General features: G+C 60.3%; 18 protein-coding genes. 10 read left to right on the forward strand and 8 right to left on the reverse strand.

The window, feature by feature from the left end; all coding sequences use genetic code 11:
- Nucleotides 1–24: 24 nt before the first annotated feature.
- The 5 genes from tsaB to ACZ9IM_RS28905 all read left to right on the forward strand — a co-directional run bounded on the left by tsaB (nucleotide 25) and on the right by ACZ9IM_RS28905 (nucleotide 3,870).
- Nucleotides 25–699, forward strand: a complete 675-nt coding sequence (gene tsaB / locus ACZ9IM_RS28885; RefSeq protein ID WP_476225713.1) for a tRNA (adenosine(37)-N6)-threonylcarbamoyltransferase complex dimerization subunit type 1 TsaB — start codon at nucleotides 25–27, stop codon at nucleotides 697–699.
- Between the two features lie 298 nt (nucleotides 700–997).
- On the forward strand, nucleotides 998–1,303 hold the full coding sequence (locus tag ACZ9IM_RS28890; RefSeq protein ID WP_427625696.1) for a hypothetical protein: 306 nt from the start codon (nucleotides 998–1,000) through the stop codon (nucleotides 1,301–1,303).
- Nucleotides 1,300–2,160 carry a DUF72 domain-containing protein gene (locus ACZ9IM_RS28895; protein WP_476225721.1) on the forward strand — a complete coding sequence of 287 codons (861 nt, stop codon included), beginning with the start codon at nucleotides 1,300–1,302 and terminating at the stop codon, nucleotides 2,158–2,160. The genes ACZ9IM_RS28890 and ACZ9IM_RS28895 overlap by 4 nt, the downstream gene beginning before the upstream one ends.
- Nucleotides 2,161–2,350: 190 nt before the next feature.
- A complete protein-coding gene (locus ACZ9IM_RS28900; protein ID WP_427625697.1) occupies nucleotides 2,351–3,172 on the forward strand; it encodes an isocitrate lyase/PEP mutase family protein in 822 nt (273 codons plus the stop codon).
- 2 nt (nucleotides 3,173–3,174) lie between these two features.
- The gene (locus ACZ9IM_RS28905) at nucleotides 3,175–3,870 is read left to right on the forward strand and encodes an extensin-like domain-containing protein (RefSeq protein WP_476225714.1); all 696 of its coding nucleotides are present in this window, start codon (nucleotides 3,175–3,177) and stop codon (nucleotides 3,868–3,870) included.
- Nucleotides 3,871–3,873: 3 nt separating this feature from the next.
- On the opposite strand, the gene ACZ9IM_RS28910 is transcribed toward ACZ9IM_RS28905, so the two are convergent.
- Nucleotides 3,874–4,494 (reverse strand): energy transducer TonB, encoded by a 621-nt coding sequence (locus ACZ9IM_RS28910; protein ID WP_476225715.1) that lies wholly within the window; start codon nucleotides 4,492–4,494, stop codon nucleotides 3,874–3,876.
- Between the two features lie 93 nt (nucleotides 4,495–4,587).
- Here ACZ9IM_RS28910 and ACZ9IM_RS28915 point away from each other — a divergent pair, with 93 nt between their 5' ends.
- Nucleotides 4,588–5,370 carry a class I SAM-dependent methyltransferase gene (locus tag ACZ9IM_RS28915; protein WP_008012270.1) on the forward strand — a complete coding sequence of 261 codons (783 nt, stop codon included), beginning with the start codon at nucleotides 4,588–4,590 and terminating at the stop codon, nucleotides 5,368–5,370.
- A 120-nt stretch (nucleotides 5,371–5,490) separates the two neighbouring features.
- Here the strand turns inward: ACZ9IM_RS28915 and ACZ9IM_RS28920 are convergent, their stop codons facing one another.
- The gene (locus tag ACZ9IM_RS28920; protein ID WP_427625699.1) at nucleotides 5,491–6,135 is read right to left on the reverse strand and encodes a TetR/AcrR family transcriptional regulator; all 645 of its coding nucleotides are present in this window, start codon (nucleotides 6,133–6,135) and stop codon (nucleotides 5,491–5,493) included.
- A gap of 93 nt (nucleotides 6,136–6,228) precedes the next feature.
- Between ACZ9IM_RS28920 and ACZ9IM_RS28925 the strand changes: the two genes are divergently transcribed.
- The 3 genes from ACZ9IM_RS28925 to ACZ9IM_RS28935 all read left to right on the forward strand — a co-directional run bounded on the left by ACZ9IM_RS28925 (nucleotide 6,229) and on the right by ACZ9IM_RS28935 (nucleotide 11,929).
- Nucleotides 6,229–7,329 (forward strand): efflux RND transporter periplasmic adaptor subunit, encoded by a 1,101-nt coding sequence (locus ACZ9IM_RS28925; RefSeq protein ID WP_427625700.1) that lies wholly within the window; start codon nucleotides 6,229–6,231, stop codon nucleotides 7,327–7,329.
- A gap of 6 nt (nucleotides 7,330–7,335) precedes the next feature.
- Nucleotides 7,336–10,407, forward strand: coding sequence for an efflux RND transporter permease subunit (locus ACZ9IM_RS28930; protein WP_476225716.1), 3,072 nt, complete (start codon nucleotides 7,336–7,338; stop codon nucleotides 10,405–10,407).
- 175 nt (nucleotides 10,408–10,582) lie between these two features.
- Nucleotides 10,583–11,929, forward strand: coding sequence for a Fic family protein (locus ACZ9IM_RS28935; RefSeq protein WP_192344202.1), 1,347 nt, complete (start codon nucleotides 10,583–10,585; stop codon nucleotides 11,927–11,929).
- Nucleotides 11,930–12,037: 108 nt separating this feature from the next.
- Here ACZ9IM_RS28935 and ACZ9IM_RS28940 read toward each other — a convergent pair whose 3' ends face one another.
- From ACZ9IM_RS28940 to plsB, 3 genes are read right to left on the reverse strand one after another with little or no spacing between them, the layout of a single operon-like run.
- Nucleotides 12,038–12,727 carry a DUF4197 domain-containing protein gene (locus tag ACZ9IM_RS28940; protein ID WP_476225717.1) on the reverse strand — a complete coding sequence of 230 codons (690 nt, stop codon included), beginning with the start codon at nucleotides 12,725–12,727 and terminating at the stop codon, nucleotides 12,038–12,040.
- 56 nt (nucleotides 12,728–12,783) lie between these two features.
- Nucleotides 12,784–13,182, reverse strand: a complete 399-nt coding sequence (locus ACZ9IM_RS28945) for a YbaY family lipoprotein (protein WP_476225718.1) — start codon at nucleotides 13,180–13,182, stop codon at nucleotides 12,784–12,786.
- 51 nt (nucleotides 13,183–13,233) lie between these two features.
- Nucleotides 13,234–15,738, reverse strand: a complete 2,505-nt coding sequence (plsB, locus tag ACZ9IM_RS28950; protein ID WP_476225719.1) for a glycerol-3-phosphate 1-O-acyltransferase PlsB — start codon at nucleotides 15,736–15,738, stop codon at nucleotides 13,234–13,236.
- Nucleotides 15,739–15,905: 167 nt separating this feature from the next.
- On the opposite strand from plsB, the gene ACZ9IM_RS28955 reads away from it, so the two are divergent.
- On the forward strand, nucleotides 15,906–16,115 hold the full coding sequence (locus tag ACZ9IM_RS28955) for a cold-shock protein (RefSeq protein ID WP_007964248.1): 210 nt from the start codon (nucleotides 15,906–15,908) through the stop codon (nucleotides 16,113–16,115).
- 116 nt (nucleotides 16,116–16,231) lie between these two features.
- Here ACZ9IM_RS28955 and ACZ9IM_RS28960 read toward each other — a convergent pair whose 3' ends face one another.
- From ACZ9IM_RS28960 to dapE, 3 genes are all read right to left on the reverse strand, one after another.
- Nucleotides 16,232–16,609, reverse strand: coding sequence for a hypothetical protein (locus ACZ9IM_RS28960; RefSeq protein ID WP_008070352.1), 378 nt, complete (start codon nucleotides 16,607–16,609; stop codon nucleotides 16,232–16,234).
- Between the two features lie 84 nt (nucleotides 16,610–16,693).
- Nucleotides 16,694–17,503 (reverse strand): putative RNA methyltransferase, encoded by an 810-nt coding sequence (locus ACZ9IM_RS28965; protein WP_427625706.1) that lies wholly within the window; start codon nucleotides 17,501–17,503, stop codon nucleotides 16,694–16,696.
- Nucleotides 17,503–18,654, reverse strand: coding sequence for a succinyl-diaminopimelate desuccinylase (dapE, locus tag ACZ9IM_RS28970; protein WP_476225720.1), 1,152 nt, complete (start codon nucleotides 18,652–18,654; stop codon nucleotides 17,503–17,505). The genes ACZ9IM_RS28965 and dapE overlap by 1 nt, the downstream gene beginning before the upstream one ends.
- Nucleotides 18,655–18,809: the final 155 nt, after the last annotated feature.

The following is an 18,809-nucleotide window of genomic DNA, read 5'->3' on the forward strand; positions in this document are numbered from 1 at the left end:
CTGACCTCTCTTACGGAAACATCGATGAGCACCTTGCTGGCCCTGGACACCGCGACTGAAGCTTGCTCCGTTGCTTTGCTGCATGACGGTAAAGTCACGAGTCATTACGAGGTGATCCCGCGCCTGCATGCGCAGAAGCTGCTGCCGATGATCCAGCAACTGCTGGCCGATGCCGGGACCACGCTGCAAGCGGTCGATGCCATTGCGTTCGGCCGTGGTCCGGGCGCGTTCACCGGTGTGCGGATCGCCATCGGCGTGGTGCAGGGGCTGGCGTTTGCGCTGGATCGCCCGGTGTTGCCGGTCTCCAATCTCGCCGTACTCGCCCAGCGGGCTTATCGCGAACATGGCGTTAGCCAGGTCGCGGCGGCAATCGATGCGCGCATGGATGAGGTGTATTGGGGGTGCTACCGCGAAACGGCGGGGGAGATGCGGTTGGTGGGCAACGAAGCAGTACTGCCACCGCAAGCCGCTACGTTGCCGGCCGATGCCAGCGGCGAGTGGTTCGGCGCAGGCACCGGTTGGGGGTATTCCGAGCGCATTGCCGTCAACCTGAGCGGGCAGGACGCGGGCATGCTGCCCCACGCCGAAGACCTGCTGACCCTGGCGCGCTTTGCCTGGGAACGCGGTGAAGCGATCGTGGCCGATCAGGCGCAGCCGGTGTATTTGCGCGATAAAGTCGCGACGCCGAAAGCGCGTTAATCCCGGTTGATGGGGCCTTCTGTGGCGAGGGGGCTTGCCCCCGTTGGGTCGCGAAGCGACCCCAAAAACCACCACCACATTCCCCTGACACACCGCATTGGCTGGTTTTGCAACTGCTTCGCAGCCGAACGGGGGCAAGCCCCCTCGCCACAATCAGCATTTCATCTCTAGCCAATCGTCACTTTCTAACCCGCGCTTTTAAACCTTTTCACTTTTCTGTGTTCTAGTTATCACTCGGCAGTTTGCGAAGTGGGCCATGTGCCACTAAGCTGCCATCATTGATACCGGACATGTACTCATGCGTATAGACGGCCTTTCCTCTCAGTCCTACCCCATCAAGCGCAAGCCTCGCAAAGGCCATGTGTCCGAGGATGACTCCGTCGATATCGACGGCGAGCTGGAATTCCCTACCGAAGAGCAATTGGCCGCCCGCGCCGCCAAAGCTTCCGCACAACGCCTGAGCAATCTGCCCGCCCGCCAACAAGACATGATTTATCACCGCGCCATGAGCAAAAGTGTGGCGATGGCACTGGCCAGTTACCTGAGCACCGCCACTTTTGTCGATTGGGATGCGGATGTACTGGGTCTCGACCTGTACATCTGATGCTGCCTTACTACCTCGGCTGCCCGTCCTGGAGTGAAAACGCCTGGCGCGATTACTTGTATCCGCAAGACGCCAGGCCTGCCGAGTTTCTCAATCTTTATGCTCAAGTGTTCAACGCCGTGGAAGGCAATACGACCTTCTACGCGAGCCCGTCTGCCGCCACTGTGCAGCGCTGGGCCGAAACCATGCCCGAACACTTTCGCTTCACCGCCAAGTTCCCCGGCGACATCAGCCATAGCGGTGACCTGCGCGAACAATTGACCGCCGCCGAAACCTTCCTGCAATTGCTCAGCCCCCTGGGTGAACGGGTTTCTCCCCTCTGGCTGCAATTGTCCAAAAGCTTCACCCCGCAACGTTTGTCCGAGTTGGCCGGTTTTATTGACGCGGTGGATCGGCCCTTGGCGGTCGAAGTGCGACACGATGAGTTCTTCGCCAAGGGCGATGCCGAGCGGATGCTCAATCGCCTGTTGCTGGACCGTGGTGTCGAGCGTATCTGCCTTGATCCGCGAGCGCTGTTCAGCTGCACCTCGACCGATCCTTCGGTGCTCCACGCCCAATCGAAAAAGCCCAGGGTACCGCCTCGCCCTGCTGCGTTTACTCAGTTCCCACAGGTGCGTTTCATCGGCCATCCTGTGCTTGAAGCCAACGATCCATTCCTGGTGCCGTGGGTCGAGAAAATCGCTGCCTGGATCGAAGAGGGCCGCACGCCCTATATCTTCCTGCACACCGCCGATAACCTGCTGGCGGCAAAACTCGCCCAACGTTTTCACGCACAACTGATGCTGCGTTTGCCTGGCTTGCCGCCGCTGCCTGAGCTATACAGAGAGCCCGCCGCCGAGCAACTTGGCTTGCTCTGAAGCGGCCTCGTTCCCTGATGCCAGTCAGCTGAGATGCGAAACCTGTGGGAGCGGGCTTGCTCGCGAAGACGGCGGCACAATCAACATTGTTGTCGTCTGACACTCCGCTTTCGCGAGCAAGCCCGCTCCCACAGGGATTGCGCTTAACTGACTGGTATTAGCTTCGTTTCCTCTTTCCAGGAGCCTGCCAATGGATGCGCAAACCCTTCGAGCCCAGGCGTTCAAAGCACTGCACGAACGCGAGGGCGCTTTTGTCATTCCCAACCCTTGGGACGCCGGCTCGGCGAAAATGCTCGCCAGCCTTGGCTTCGAGGCGCTGGCAACCACCAGTGCCGGTTACGCCTTTTCCCGGGGACGTCCCGACGGTGGGCTGACGCTCGACGAGACCTTGGCGAACGTTGAAGCGATTGTTTCAGCCACTGATCTGCCGGTGGCGGTGGATCTCGAAAACGGTTTTGCCGACGCCCCCAACGACTGCGCCCAAAGTATTGTGCGTGCGGCAAAGGCTGGTGCCGTTGGTGGTTCGATCGAAGATGCCACCGGGCGTGAGGACGGTCCGATCTACTGCTTCGAGCATGCCGTGGCGCGTATCGAAGCGGCTGTCGCGGTGGCTCGCAGTTTGCCTTTTCCCTTCGTGCTGACGGCGCGTGCCGAGAACTTTCTGCACGGCAATCCTGACCTCGACGACACCATTCGCCGCTTGCAGGCATTCGCCGAGGCGGGGGCCGATGTGCTTTACGCACCGGGCTTGCGCAGCGCTGAAGAGGTCTTGGCAGTGGTCCGTGCCGTGGAGCCGAAGCCGGTCAATGTGTTGATGTCCGGCGGGCTCAAACTGACGGTCGAGCAGTTGAGTGAAATGGGCGTCAAACGCATCAGCGTTGGTTCGGCCCTGGCCTTGGCGGCGTATGGCGAGTTCTTCCGCGCAGCCGAGGAAATCCAGCAACACGGGACCTTCGGTTTTACCTCCCGCTCGATGCCGTTCCAGAAGGCCAATCAATTGTTCAAAGGCTGACGATGCGGTTTCGGTGGGGGCTGTTGCTGGTACTGTTGATCATCGGCGTCGCCGGGTTGAGCGTCTGGCGCGGCTGGGTTTCCATTCCCCCGCAATGGAACCCGTGGGCGCCGCTGGACGTGAAGGCCGAACCGAACCTGCTGACCCGCTACAAATTGATGCGTCTGCGCAATGATCCGCAGTTATGCGACCAGGTCCTGAGCGGCTCAGGCTTGCGGGTGGCCCGTCAGGTCGATAGCCCGGACGCGACTTGCCCGTTGACCAACACCTTGCGTGTGCAAGGTGGCGAGGCGGCGCTGAGCAGCAGTTTCCTCGCCAGTTGCAGCCTGGCGGTAGCGTTCGCCTTGTTTGAGCGCCACGCCCTGCAACCGGCGGCTCAGGCGGTCTACGGGCAGGCGGTGAAACGGGTCGACCATCTCGGCAGTTTCGCCTGTCGCAACGTCTACAACCGCGAAAACGGCAGGCGCAGCCAGCATGCCACGGCCGATGCGCTGGATATCAGCGGATTCCGGCTGGCGGACGGCCGATCGATCAGCGTGCTCAGGGATTGGCCGAAGGATAACCAGGACGCGAGATTTCTGCGTCAGGTCCGCGACGGCGCCTGCGATATGTTCAGTGTGGTGTTGAGCCCGGACTACAACGCCGCCCATCGCAACCACTTTCATGTGGATGTCGGGCCGTGGTGGCGGTGCCGCTGAGGGTTATGCGGCGATGCGCAGGTTCTGCAGAACGATCGGACGTGCCCAACCGTTATCGAAATCCAATTGTTTCTGTTGTTCCACCAGCTCTTCGGGCGAGAAAGGCGGGAACGGTTTGTCCAGCAAGTCGAGCTCGAACTCGGCGATCGGCAAGTGCAGCAGACGCGGTTGCGGTGCGATGCCAGGCTCTGGCAGCGGTTGACCGGCAGTGAGCACGATCGGGCGTACCCAGCCGCTTTCGAAGTCCTGTTGTTTCTGTTGCGCGACGATTTCTTCCGGCGGGAACGGCGGGGAAGGTTTGTCGGCCAGGTCCATTTCGAACTCGGCAATCGGCAGAAACAGTGGCTCTGGCGGGCGGACGGGTGTTTCGATCACATCACATTCGCGCTGGGAAACGATGTGCGCCAGCAGCTCACTGCCAACGGTCGGTTCGACCGGGCTATCGAGATCAACCGGCGGAAAGTTGAGAGACTCCGGCACGACATCGCCCGACTGATCGGCCAGGGCCTGGGCAAAAAAATCCTGCCACAGGTGACTGACGCCGCTCAGTGCTTGGGAATTTCGCAGGCCAAAATCGCCGTGGGGCGAGATGTAACCTATCGATGTGCGTTGAATGTCTGACATTTCTCTCGGTCGACGCTCAGCTCTGGCAAAATGCTCGATAGTTTGGTTATCGGCCGTTTTTGCCGATCATTAATTTTTTGAGCGTGTTTTCCCATGATTGAGCAACCTGCGGCCTGCCGCATCCATGTCGAGGCCTTGGGCACGACCTTTCAGCCACAGGCCGAACAATGGGCCGAGCGCCTGGGGTTGCCGTTGCAGGTGGATGACGGCGAGTTTGCCTTGCAGGTGGGCGAGCAGGGGTTGCAGCTGCAGCAACTCGGGCCGGACGCTCCGGGACCGGTGAGGGTGGACTTCGTCGAGGGCGGTGCGGCCCATCGTCGGTTGTACGGCGGTGGCAGCGGTCAGATGATCGCCAAAGCGGTCGGTGTCGCCCAAGGCGTGCGTCCGCGCGTGCTGGACGCCACGGCCGGGTTGGGCAAGGATGCGTTCGTGCTGGCTAGCCTGGGCTGTGAGATGAGCCTGATCGAGCGCCAGCCGCTGATCGGCGCCTTGCTTGAAGATGGCCTGGCGCGCGGCGCGGAAGATTTCGACGTGGCACCGATCGTGGCGCGGATGCGTTTGCTCAAGGGCAATTCGATCGAGGTGATGCGCAACTGGGAAGGCGAGCCACCGCAGGTGATTTACCTCGACCCGATGTTTCCCCATCGCGAGAAAACCGCGCTGGTGAAGAAGGAAATGCGCCTGTTCCGGCCGCTGGTCGGCGATGACCCGGATGCGCCGGCATTGCTCGAAGCGGCATTGGCCCTGGCCAGTCACCGGGTGGTAGTCAAACGCCCACGCAAGGCGCCGTGCATCGACGGGCCGAAGCCGAGTCATGCGCTGGATGGCAAGTCCAGCCGGTATGACATTTATCCGAAGAAAGCGCTCAAACCCTGATTCGATACTGATCGTTCCCATGCTCTGCGTGGGAATGCCTCAATGGACGCTCTGCGTCCGCTTCGAAAGGGACGCGGAGCGTCCCGGGCTGCATTCCCACGCAGAGCGTGGGAACGATCATCAGGCCGACTCCGGCCGATAAGCCCGCATAAACAGCCCCACCACTTCCCGCACATGGGCCTCGGCCGCATCCCCGGTCACCGGCTCGCCGCAGCCGTACAGCAAGCGGAAATTCCCCGCGCCCTTGAGCAGGCAAAAGAAATGCTCGGCGGCATTGCGCGGTTTATCGATGCTCAATGCGCCGCTCTGATTGACCTTGTTCAGCAACCCCTCCATGCCGTGAAGTACGCGTTCTGGCCCGGCCTGGAAGAAAATCAGTGAGAGTTTTGGGTCCTGGCTACCCAGCGTCATCATCAGTCGATGCAGGTTCACCGATTCATCGCTGTTGATCAGCTGATGAAAGCCGCGTGCGATGTTCAGCAGCACGGTTTCCACCGCAATGCCGTCCGGCAATTCAAAAAACAGCGGTGGCAATTGCTCCTCGCACTTGGCCACCACGGCGGCGGAGAACAGCGTCTCCTTGTCGTTGAAATGGCTGTAGACCGTCAGCTTCGACACGCCGGCCTCGGTCGCCACGGCATCCATGCTGGTATTGGCGTAACCCTTACTCAGAAACAGAATTTTCGCCGCGTCGAGGATTGCCTGGCGCTTGGCCAGATCCTTGGGGCGACCCGGACCACTGGGTGTTGAAAGATTGTTAGACATTCTTCGCTTTAATACTGGACTGGTGAGTTTGCTATTAATAACATACTGGTCAGTATAATTATTCAAAGCACCATTAGCGAAAGGTCCTTCACCATGTTCCGCTATGCCTTGTCCCTCGCATTGCCGGTCAGTCTGGCTTTTTTATTGTCTGCGTGTGGCCATGAAGAGGCGCCTCAAGTCACCGTCCGCCCGGCCATGGTCGTACAGCCAGAGCCCTCGGCCCAGGCCATGGAAAGTTATCCCGGTGAAGTCCGCGCGCGCTATGAGCCAGATCTGGCCTTTCGCATTGGCGGCAAAGTCAGCCGACGACTGGTCGAGGAAGGCCAGCGGGTCAAGGCTGATCAACCCTTGGCGGAACTGGATCCTCAGGACGTGCGCCTGCAACTGGAAGCCACCCGTGCCCAGGTCGCGGCCGCAGAAGCCAACCTGAGCCTGGTGCGCGCCGAGCGTGATCGCTACAAGACCCTGATGGAGCGGCAGATGGTCAGCCGTTCGCAATACGACAATGCGGAAAACCTCTACCGCTCCGGTGAAGCACGCCTCAAGCAAATCAAAGCCGAATTCAATGTATCGACCAATCAGGCCAGTTACGCGGTGCTGCGCGCGCCGCAGGATGGGGTGGTGGCCAAACGTGCGGTTGAAGTCGGGCAAGTGGTGGCGGCCGGGCAAACCGTGTTTACCCTCGCCACCGATGGCGAGCGCGAAGTGTTGATCAGCCTGCCGGAGCAGAGTTTCGGTCGCTTCAAGGTCGGCCAGCCGGTCTCGGTGGAACTCTGGACCCAACCCGATCAACGTTTCCCCGGACGCATCCGTGAGTTGTCACCTGCGGCCGACCCGAAATCCCGCACTTTCGCCGCCCGTATCGCTTTTACCGCTGGCAAGGTTCCCGCCGAACTTGGCCAGAGCGCCCGGGTGTTCATCCAGACTGCCGATGTGGTGTCGTTGTCGGTGCCGCTGTCGGCGGTCACTGCGGAAAACGGTGCCACTTATGTGTGGGTGGTCGGCGCCAACAACACCCTGAAGAAAGCTCCGGTGCGGGTCGGTGCATTCGGTGAGAAAACCGTGCCGGTGCTTGAAGGCCTGAACGCCAGCGACTGGGTGGTGGCGGCCGGTGTTCATGTGCTTCACGACGGGCAGCAAGTACGCCCGGTGGATCGCTCCAACCGTGTGGTCAATCTGGCGCACAAGGAGTAATCCCCGATGGGTTTCAATCTTTCCGAATGGGCGCTGCGTAACCGCCAGATCGTACTGTTTCTGATGCTCTTGCTGGCCGTCGTCGGCGCGTTGTCCTACACCAAGCTGGGCCAAAGTGAAGACCCGCCGTTTACCTTCAAAGCCATGGTGATTCGCACCAACTGGCCGGGGGCCACGGCCGAGGAAGTATCGCGCCAGGTTACCGAGCGTATTGAAAAGAAACTGATGGAAACCGGCGAGTATGAACGGATCGCTTCGTTCTCCCGCCCGGGCGAATCTCAGGTCACGTTCATGGCGCGGGATTCCATGCATTCGGTGGAAATCCCGGACCTCTGGTATCAGGTCCGCAAGAAGATCAGCGACATTCGCCACACCCTGCCGCCGGGCATCCAGGGACCCTTCTTCAACGATGAGTTCGGCACCACCTTCGGCAACATTTACGCCCTGACCGGCGAAGGTTTTGATTACGCGGTGCTCAAGGACTACGCCGACCGTATCCAGATTCAGCTGCAACGGGTCAAGGATGTGGGCAAGGTCGATCTGCTCGGGCTGCAGGACGAGAAGATCTGGATCGAACTGTCCAACGTCAAACTGGCCACCCTCGGGTTGCCGTTGGCGGCGGTGCAGCAGGCGCTTGAAGAGCAGAACGCGATGTCCAACGCAGGTTTCTTCGAAACCACCAGCGAGCGTTTGCAGCTACGGGTTTCGGGGAATTTTCAGACGGTAGACGAGATCAAGAACTTCCCGATCCGGGTCGGTGATCGCACGTTCCGCATCGGCGATGTAGCGAACGTTCGTCGTGGCTTCAACGATCCACCGGCACCGCGCATGCGCTTCATGGCTGAAGACGCCATCGGCCTGGCCGTGGCCATGAAAAGCGGTGGCGACATTCTGATTCTGGGCAAAGCGCTGGAAGTCGAATTCGCCCGGATCCAGAAAAACCTCCCGGCTGGCATGCAACTGCGCAAGGTGTCCGATCAACCCGCCGCGGTGAAAACCGGTGTCGGCGAGTTTGTTCAGGTACTGGTGGAGGCGCTGGCAATTGTGTTGCTGGTGAGTTTCTTCTCCCTCGGTGTACGCACCGGCATGGTCGTAGCGCTGGCGATTCCGCTGGTGTTGGCGATGACGTTCGCCTGCATGTATTACTTAGGGATAGGCCTGCACAAGATTTCCCTTGGCGCGCTGGTACTGGCGCTGGGGTTGCTGGTGGACGACGCGATCATCGCCGTGGAAATGATGGCGATCAAAATGGAGCAGGGCTTCGACCGGGTCAAAGCCGCCAGCTATGCCTGGACCAGCACCGCGTTCCCGATGCTCACCGGGACGCTGATCACCGCTGCCGGTTTCCTGCCAATAGCCACCGCACAATCGGGCACCGGCGAATACACCCGCTCGATTTTCCAGGTGGTGACCATCGCGCTGTTGGCGTCGTGGGTTGCCGCCGTGGTCTTTGTGCCTTATCTGGGGGAAAAACTCCTGCCGGACCTGGCGAAAATTCACGCCGCCAAACATGGCACCGGCGACGGCCAACCCGACCCCTATGGCACGCCGTTCTATCAGCGCGTCAGACGGCTGGTGGAGTGGTGCGTGCGCCGGCGCAAAACGGTGATCGTCCTGACCATCGTGATGTTCGTCGCGTCAGTGGTGCTGTTCCGTTTCGTGCCACAGCAGTTCTTCCCGGCTTCGGGGCGACTGGAGTTGATGGTCGATCTGAAGCTTGCCGAAGGTGCCTCCCTGAGTAACACCGCCGAGGAGGTCAAACGCCTCGAAGGCCTGCTCAAGGATCACGCCGGGATCGACAACTACGTGGCTTACGTCGGCACCGGTTCGCCGCGTTTCTACCTGCCGCTGGATCAGCAACTTCCGGCAGCGAGCTTCGCCCAGTTTGTCGTCCTGGCCAAAACCATCGAGGACCGCGAAACCCTGCGCACCTGGCTGATTGAAACCCTAAACGAACAATTCCCGGCGCTGCGCTCGCGGGTTACACGGCTGGAGAACGGCCCACCGGTTGGCTATCCGGTGCAGTTTCGGGTCACCGGTGAGCACATCGAGGAAGTCCGCGCATTGGCCCGTAAAGTCGCGGCCAAGGTTCGCGAGAACCCACACGTGGCCAACGTGCATCTGGACTGGGAAGAGCCGAGCAAAGTCGTTTACCTGAACGTCGATCAGGACCGTGCACGAGCGCTGGGTGTGAGCACGACGAACCTCTCGGGTTTTCTGCGAAGCTCGCTGACCGGTGCCAGCGTCAGCCAGTACCGCGAAGACAATGAGTTGATCGAGATCCTGCTGCGCGGCACGGTGCATGAGCGCACCGAGTTGGCGTTGCTGCCAAGTCTGGCCGTGCCGACCGACAACGGTCGCAGCGTGGCCCTGTCGCAGATCGCGACGCTGGAATACGGCTTCGAAGAAGGCATCATCTGGCATCGTAATCGCCTGCCGAACGTGACGGTTCGCGCCGATATCTACGGCAAGGAACAGCCGGCGACGCTGGTGCAGCAAATCATGCCGACCCTCGATCCGATTCGCGCCGAGCTGCCAGACGGCTATCTGCTGGACGTCGGTGGTACGGTGGAAGACTCGGCTCGCGGGCAGAACTCGGTGAAGGCCGGTGTGCCGCTGTTTATCGTGGTGGTGCTGACGTTGCTGATGCTGCAACTGCGCAGTTTCTCGCGCACGGTGATGGTGTTTCTGACGGCGCCACTGGGGCTGATTGGTGTGACGCTGTTTCTGATGGTGTTCCGCCAGCCGTTCGGTTTTGTGGCGATGCTCGGGACCATCGCCTTGTCCGGGATGATCATGCGTAACTCGGTGATTCTGGTGGATCAGATTGAGCAGGATATCGCTGCCGGGCTTAAGCCTTGGCAGGCGATTATCGAGGCGACGGTGCGACGGTTCCGACCGATTGTGCTGACGGCGTTGGCGGCGGTGTTGGCGATGATTCCATTGTCACGCAGTGTGTTTTTCGGGCCGATGGCGGTGGCGATCATGGGCGGGCTGATTGTGGCGACGGCGTTGACGTTGCTGTTTTTGCCGGCGTTGTATGCGGCTTGGTTCAGGGTCAAGCAAGAGCCGGTGTGATTGTTTGATCCTGGCGGCCTTCGGGCCGACCATGGTCACTCCATTGTAGGAGCGAGGCTCGCCCGCGAAGGCGGTCCAAGCTCCTACACATATTTCAGATCCGTCTGATATTGAGTCAACGTAGGTGCGCTGTTGTACTCAAGACTCAACTTCGTGAGTTTTTGAGACACCGATAATGAAAAAACCGCCCATGCTCAGGGGCAGATCCGACCCGGTGTTCGATCTGTTGGGGCAGTCACCCCACAAGGAACGCCTCTCGGACTACCTCGCACTGCTCAAGCCGCTGGACGATCAGGGCCGCTACCTTCCTTTCGATGAGTTGCGCTACCGCTGGGCGCCTGGACTGGATGCGAACCTGTGCTGGGCCTTGGTCAAGAAAGCCCGGACCGCACAGTATTCCAGCATTTTGCCATTGGGCGAGCCCATTCAATGGGGCCAATTTGTGCTGACCCCATTGGCCCAGAAAGCTGTTTCGGCCGTCGATCGACAAGCGACGACGGCAGCGCTGGAATACATGACTGGCCAGATCGGCGAACGAGCGCATTTCAGCTATCTGCTCAACGATCTGATCGAAGACGAAGCCATCAGCAGCAGCCAGCTCGAAGGCGCGGCAACCACCACCCGGGTGGCCAAGGACATGCTCAAGCGCAAGCGCCTGCCGCGTACGCCGGATGAGAGGATGGTCATCGGTAACTACAAGATGATGAACTTCGCCTGGGAAAAGCGATATGAGCCCTTGAGCGTCGAGCTGATCGCGGCGATGCATCGTGTCGGCGTCGAAGGTATCGATGACCCGCAATATTCACCGGGTGCCTTCAGGGTCAACGATGACGTGGTGGTGCAGGATGGCGAAGGTAATACCGTGCATACGCCGCCTCCCGCAGCGGGGCTCGTGTCGCGATTGCAGGTGCTGTCGAAGTGGATCAACCAGTCTCACGACGATCCCGGTCAAGTGGATTACCTTCATCCATTGATCAAAGGAATCGCGCTGCATTTTGCACTGGGCTATGAGCATCCTTTTCGCGATGGCAACGGCCGGGTCGCACGGGCACTGTTTTACTGGTTCATGTTCAAGAATGACTTCTCGGCCTTTCGCTACATCGCGATCAGCTTGTTGCTGCGCAATGCGCCGGTGAAATACGGGCGCTCGTATCTGAATACCGAGGCCGATGATCTGGACCTGACCTACTTCATCGATTTCCAGTGTTCAGTCATCTCCCGGGCTGTCAGCGCTTTTACCGAGGCTTATCGAAAAAGCCTGGCCTATACCGAAAGCTTTGATCGATGGCTGCTGGAGTCTGGTTTTTTCGACCGATTGACCGAGAAACAGCGAGCCGTATACCAAGTGGCCAAGAGTGGCATGGCCAAGGAGTTCACGGCGGTCAATGTGAAGGAGAATCTGAACTGCTCTTACAACACCGCGTCAGCCACTCTGAATGGTTTGGTCGAGTTGATGGTGTTCGAGAAAAGGAGGATGGGGCGCGAGTGGGTGTTCTTCCTGCGGGCAGCGTCCGCGGTCTGATTCCCGGGGGCGTGAGATTGCTCGCGATGAGTCCGTGTCAGTCGACATACTGTGGCTGACACACCGCAATCGCGAGCAAGCTCGCTCCTACAGGATCGGAGTTGAGGCTTAGAGCGTACCAAATACCTTCTTCGCCAAACTGGTCGCCGCCGCCGCAGGGTTCTGGCGAATGGTTTGTTCCTGCTTGCCAATCATCTCGAACAAACCGTTCAACGCCTGCTCGGTTACGTAGCTTTCGATGTTGGCGTTTTTCGCATCCAGCACGCCCAGGGTCGCCGCCTGCCCGGCGAACGAGTTGTATTGCTGGGCCAGGCCGACCTGGTCGGTGGCTTGTTTGACGATTGGCAGGAATTTGGTGCGAATCTGCTCGCGGCTGGTTTTGCTCAGGTACTGAGTCGCCGAGTCCTTGCCGCCGCTGAGGATCCCCTTGGCATCTTCCACGGTCATCTTCTTCACCGCATCCACCAGAATCGGCTGAGCCTGTGTCACGGCCGTTTCAGCCGCTTTGTTCATACTGGTTTCCAGTTGATCGACCTGATCGCCCATGCCGAACTGTTTCATTTTCTTGGCGACTTTACCCAGCTTACCCGGCAGTTCGATCTTCACGTCCGGGTTGTTGCTGAAGCCGCCGGGTGTGCCGAGTTGTTTAACGGCCAGTTGCGCGCCTTGGGTCAGAGCGTCCTTGAGACCTCCGGTGGCGTCTTGTTGCGACAGGTCATTGAGCGACAAGGCCAAGGCGTTGGCGCAGATCATCAAGCCTGCGCACAGGCCGGCGAAGCGAAGGGTAGGGCGGAGCATGGCGGCTTCCTTATTTAGAGAAAAAAGGCTCAGAAAAAAAGGTTCAGAAAATAGAATTAACGGGCCACGTCGACGCGGATTTTCAGGGGTTGCCGATCTTTGCCGTCCAGTTGCACGGCGTGATTTTCAGTGGTGATGAACATCAGCTCGCCATTGACTTCTATGCGCGCGCTGACCGAGTAGCGGTGGCCGGGTTTGACCTGCGCCGGATCGTAGCTCAAATGGAACGGCAACGGCACCTGGCCTTTGACCGGACCTTTCTGCTCGTCGAGCACTACTGCGGGTGCGTCGGCCAAGGACACATCTTGCAAGGTGACGCTCAAGGTTGCACTCGGTGGCAGGGCGATGCGTTGCAAGTAGAACACTTCGCCGTCGAGGCTGGCGTTGGCGGTCGGTGGTGTCGACTGGCAGGCACCGAGCAGGGTAGTCAGCAGGACGAGAGAGAGTTTTTTCATCGAAGATCTCCGTATCGAAGGCGCCAGAAGAAGCCTGGCGCCTGTAGGAATTTAGACGGTCTGCGCTGGCGCCGCGACTTGGTCCGCCGCATCTTCACTGCGATGCAGCGCCACCTGACGGATCGACAAGCGAATCTCCGCCGGCAATACCCGTTTGGCCGCACCTTCGGCCAGTTCGCCGAGCAGTTTGTGATAGCTCAGCTTGCCGGCTTCGTCGCGGCGCAGCACGTCGAGGTCCAGCATTGTCTGGATGAAGTGACGGAACAGGCTCTTGTCGAAGAACTCCGGGGCGTTCAGGCCGTGGAGGATCGACAGACGCTGGGCCATGACCGTGCACAAATCTTCCAGTTCTTCGGCGCTGATGCTGTTCTGGCCGCTGTTGAGCAGCAAGGAAACAGTCATGTAGAAGCGCTGCAAGGTCTGGGCGATGCTTTTCGACAGTAGCGTCAGTAGTACGAAATGCCGTGAGCTCGGTGCCGGACGCAGGTACACGTCTTTTTCGAAACGCAGCAGGCCTTGCTCGACGAAAGCCTCGAGCCATTGATCGATAACGGCATCGAGTTCGTCCATCGACCAGCGAATGAACAGCTCCGATTGCAGGTACGGATACAGCGCGCGGGTGTAGCGCAGGATCTGCTCGCGGCTCATGCGCGAGGTGCTCTGGAAGAAACTCGCCAGCAACGACGGCAATGCGAAGATGTGCAGCACGTTGTTGCGGTAGTAGGTCATCAGGACGGCGTTTTGTTCGTCCAGGTACAGAATCTTGCCCAGCGCATCGCTTTGCTCGGACAGCAGGTCCATGTCCTTCACATGCTCGATCAGCGCCCGTCCGTCACCTTCCGGAAGGGTGGTATGCGAGGAGTAGGGAACCTTGCGCAACAGCGCCAGATACAGATCGAGCACCCGCGCCATGGCGCGATCGTCCAGGGCCAGGCGGCTGGTGGACAGCAACGCCAGGGCCACTAGATTCACCGGGTTGATCGCCGCCGCTTCATTCAAATGCTGTGCGACTTTCTCGCCGAGGCGGTTGGTGGTTTCGTTGAGCCAGGCCGGTTTGAACTGCGGACCGAGTTCCTGTTGGCGCCAGTCTGGTTGTTCGCTGTCGAGGAATTCCGCCAGTTTGATCGGCTCGCCAAAGTTGACCGCGACCTGACCGAAGCGCTGTTTGAGCGCGCCGATGACTTTGAAAATGTCGAAGATCGATTCTTTCTTCTTGCTCGCGCCACGTAATTCGCCGAGGTAGGTGCGGCCTTCCAGCACGCGCTCATAGCCGATGTACACCGGCACGAAGACGATCGGCATGCGCGACGAACGCAGGAAGCTGCGCAGGGTGATCGCGAGCATCCCGGTTTTCGGTTGCAGCATGCGCCCGGTGCGCGAGCGGCCGCCCTCGACGAAGTACTCAACCGGGAAGCCTTTGGTGAACAGGGTGTGCAGGTATTCGTTGAACACCGAGGTGTAGAGCGGGTTGCCCTTGAACGTGCGGCGCATGAAGAACGCGCCGCCACGCCGTAGCAGGCTACCGATCACCGGCATGTTGAGGTTGATCCCGGCGGCAATGTGCGGCGGGGTCAGGCCGTTGCGGAACAGCAAATAGGAGAGCAGCAGGTAGTCGATGTGGCTGCGATGGCACGGCACGTAGATCACTTCGTGACCCTGGGCGACTTTCTGCACACCTTCGATGTGGTTGACCTTGATCCCGTCGTAGATCTTGTTCCAGAACCAGCTCAGCACCACTTCCAGAAAGCGGATCGCGGTGTAGGTGTAGTCCGAGGCAATCTCGTTTCCATAGCGCAAGGCCTGGGCCTTGGCTTTTTCCGGGGAGATGTTCTCGCGCTCGGCTTCGTCGAGGATCGCCTGTTTGACCGAGGGCTGATTGAGCAGGCCTTTGACCAGGTTGCGGCGGTGGGAAATGTCCGGGCCGATGACGGCGGCTTTCAGGTTGCGAAAGTGTACCCGCAGGATCCGCTGGGCCATGCGTACGGTGCGCTCGTGACCTTTGTTGTGATCGATCAGTTCACGCAAATGAATCGGCGCCGAGAACTGCACCCGGGTTTTGCGCCCCAGAATCATGATGCTCAGCAGTCGACGCAAACGCCCGGTGACGGCCCAGCTGTCGGCGAACAGCAGTTTCCACGGGCTTGATTCGCTGTCCGGCGACTGGCCCCAGAACACGCTCACTGGAATGATCTGCGCGTCTTCGGCGGCGTTCTGGCTCAGGGCGCTGACCAGACGGGTCAGGGTGGGTGGCGCACCGCGTTTGTCCTGACGGCCGAGCCAGTCGGGCTCCGGCGTCAGGTAAAAGAACGCTGCGGGCTCCACCAGCGCACCCACCGATACCGGCAACACCGGGCGCGGCAGGCCGGCCTTGCTGCATTCGGTATCGACCACGGCGAGGTCGGTCAGTGAAGGATTTTGCAGGACGTAGAACACCGGCCGGCTGCGGTCGAGGTCAAGGGTGAACGACGACTGATTGATCGTCTCCGAGCGAACCCAGAGGTACAGCAGTCGGCGCAGGGTGCCAAACACAAGACGGCGGAACGGGGAACGGGTCATACGGCTTCTGCGTGAGTGGAAAAAACCGAGCGTTTGCTCGGGCGGCAGATAGTGTGCCGTATTCGCCGAAAATCGGCAAAAAAGCGCCTAAGTAAACTTGAGTTGAGAGTTTTTGCGGCTGTCATATACTCGGCCGTTCAAAATAAAAACAAGGGGGTAACTTAGATATGGCTACGCGCGAAACCGGCAATGTGAAGTGGTTCAACGACGCCAAGGGCTATGGCTTCATTCAGCGCGAGGACGGGGTGGACGTGTTCGTGCACTACCGCGCTATCCGCGGCGAAGGTCATCGTTCGCTGACTGAAGGTCAGCAGGTCGAGTATGCAGTGGTGACCGGGGAGAAGGGCTTGCAGGCCGAAGACGTTGTAGGCCTCTGAAGATCGTTCCCACGCTCTGCGTGGGAATGCAGCCCGGGACGCTCCGCGTCCCATCAAAAGCCGAACGCGGAGCGTCCGTTGAGGCATTCCCACGCAGAGCGCGGGAACGATCAATGTCAGGCAGTTTTCCAGGTGATTTCTTCTTCACCATCGGCGCTGATACGCATCCAGCGATCGGCCGTCTCTTCACCTTCTTCCTCGACCCAGCTACCCGGCGCGCAACGCACTTCGACGTTCAGCGCTGCAAAGGCTGCGCGGGCGCAGGCGATATCGTCTTCCCATGGGGTCTGGTCGCTTTCCAGGTACAGGCTGTTCCATTTGCCAACGGCTTTCGGCAGCCAGGTGACCGGCACGCTGCCGGCCTTGCACTTGTAGGTCTGGCCTTTCTGAACCCAGTCGGTGCACGGGCCTAAAGCCGCGCCGAGCCAGGCCGCGATGGCCTTGTAGTCGACGTCAGCGTCTTTCAGGTAAATCTCGATATCGGGTTGGCGCATGGATGTCCTCACTGCGGGTCTGAAAAATCCATTCGCGGATTTAGCCGGCCTCAAGCTGTTTGCTCAAGACCAAAATTCAAGAGTTTATTGAAGAACAAAATAATCGTAGCGCATCGAAACAGTGACCTCGAACGGCTCGGCCTGTTCGATAACCGCCGCCCGGCGTTCGGCACTGGCGCGCCAGCCGTGGGGTGTCATGGCCAACAGGTTCGCGCGATCCTGACCATTGACCAACGTCAGTTTGAACTCCAGGGTTTCGCTGTGCTGCAGCGTCATGCCTTCCGGCACCAGCGCCAAATGCTTGTCATCGGTGTACTCGCGGACTTCGTCGTACAGTCGCTCGCGCAATTCCATCAGATGGCCGCTGGTCGGCCCGACTTTCATCAAGCCGCCGCCGGGGCTGAGCAGGCGCTTGGCTTCTTCCCAGTCCAGCGGGCTGAAAACGCTGGCGAGAAACTGGCAACTGCCGGAGGCCAACGGCACCCGTGCCATGCTGGCGATCAACCAGGTCAGGGCAGGGTTACGTTTGCAGGCGCGTTTGACCGCTTCCCGGGAAATGTCCAGCGCATAGCCGTCAGCGTTGGGCAAGGCTTCGGCGATTTGCGCGGTGTAGTAACCCTCGCCACAACCGATGTCCAGCCAGCGTTGGGGCGCGTACTGCGCCGCCAGTTCCGCCAGACGCTTGGCCACCGGCGCGTAATGGCCGGCGTTCAAAAAGTCGCGACGGGCTTCGACCATCGCCAGGTTATCCCCAGGGTCGCGGCTGTTTTTATGCTGCACCGGCAACAGGTTCAGGTAACCCTGCCGCGCACGGTCGAAACGATGCCCGGCGGGGCAAGCCACGCCGTTGTCCACCGCGTTCAGCGGTTCGCTGCAGATCGGACACGCGAGCATCAGGCGAGCAACTTGATCAGGGTCTGGTAGTAGATCTCGGTCAGCACGTCGAGATCGGCCGCCAGCACGCGCTCGTTGACCTGGTGAATCGTCGCGTTCACCGGGCCCAGTTCGACAACCTGAGTGCCCATGGTCGCGATGAAGCGCCCGTCGGAAGTACCGCCGCTGGTGGAAGCTTGCGTTTCGCGACCGGTGATGTCCTTGATGCTCGCCGACACCGCGTCGAGCAGGGCGCCCGGTTCGGTGAGGAACGGCAGGCCGGACAGCGCCCAGTCGATGTGCCAGTCCAGGCCATGCTTGTCGAGAATATCGGCGACGCGTTTTTGCAGGCCTTCGACGGTGGACTCGGTGGAAAAGCGGAAGTTGAACACCGCCACCAGTTCACCCGGGATCACGTTGGTCGCGCCGGTGCCGGAATTGACGTTGGAAATCTGGAAACTGGTCGGCGGGAAGAAATCGTTGCCGTGGTCCCAGTGCTCGGCGGCCAGTTCGGCCAGCGCCGGGGCAGCGAGGTGGATCGGGTTCTTCGCCAGGTGTGGATACGCCACGTGACCCTGCACACCGCGCACGGTCAATTTGGCGCCGAGGGAGCCGCGACGGCCATTCTTGACCACGTCACCCACCAGGGTCGTGCTCGATGGTTCGCCGACGATGCACCAGTCCAGACGTTCCTTACGGGCGGCGAGGCGTTCGATCACAGCCTTGGTGCCGTGATGCGCCGGGCCTTCTTCGTCGCTGGTGATCAGGAAAGCGACCTTGCCTTTGTGGTCCGGGTAATCGGCGACGAAACGCTCGGCTGCCACGGTCATGGAGGCCAGGCTGCCTTTCATGTCGGCCGCGCCACGGCCGCAGAGCATGCCGTGTTCGTCGATCACCGCGTTGAACGGATCGATCTGCCAGGCGGTTACCGGACCGGTCGGAACCACGTCAGTGTGGCCGGCGAAGCACAGCACCGGGCCTTCGTGTTTACCGTGGGTCGCCCAGAAGTTATCCACCTCTTCGATGCGCATCGGTTCAAGCTTGAACCCGGCATCGCCCAGGCGCTGCATCATCTGCTTCTGGCAATCGGCGTCGACCGGCGTCACGGACGGACGGCGGATCAGGTCGATAGCGAGTTGAAGGGTCGGCGAAAGGTCGGCGTGGGCCGTCATGAAAAGCTCCGGAAACATGAAATATGGGCGCGGGCTAAATGTGGGAGCGGGGGGGGGGGGGGGGGGGCCCCCCCCCCCCCCCCAAAAAAACCCGAACCAACCCCCCCCCCCCCCCGAGGGGGGGCGCGGGGGGGGGTGGGGCCGCCCCCCCGCGG

The organism is Pseudomonas sp. TE12508 (genome assembly GCF_056279485.1).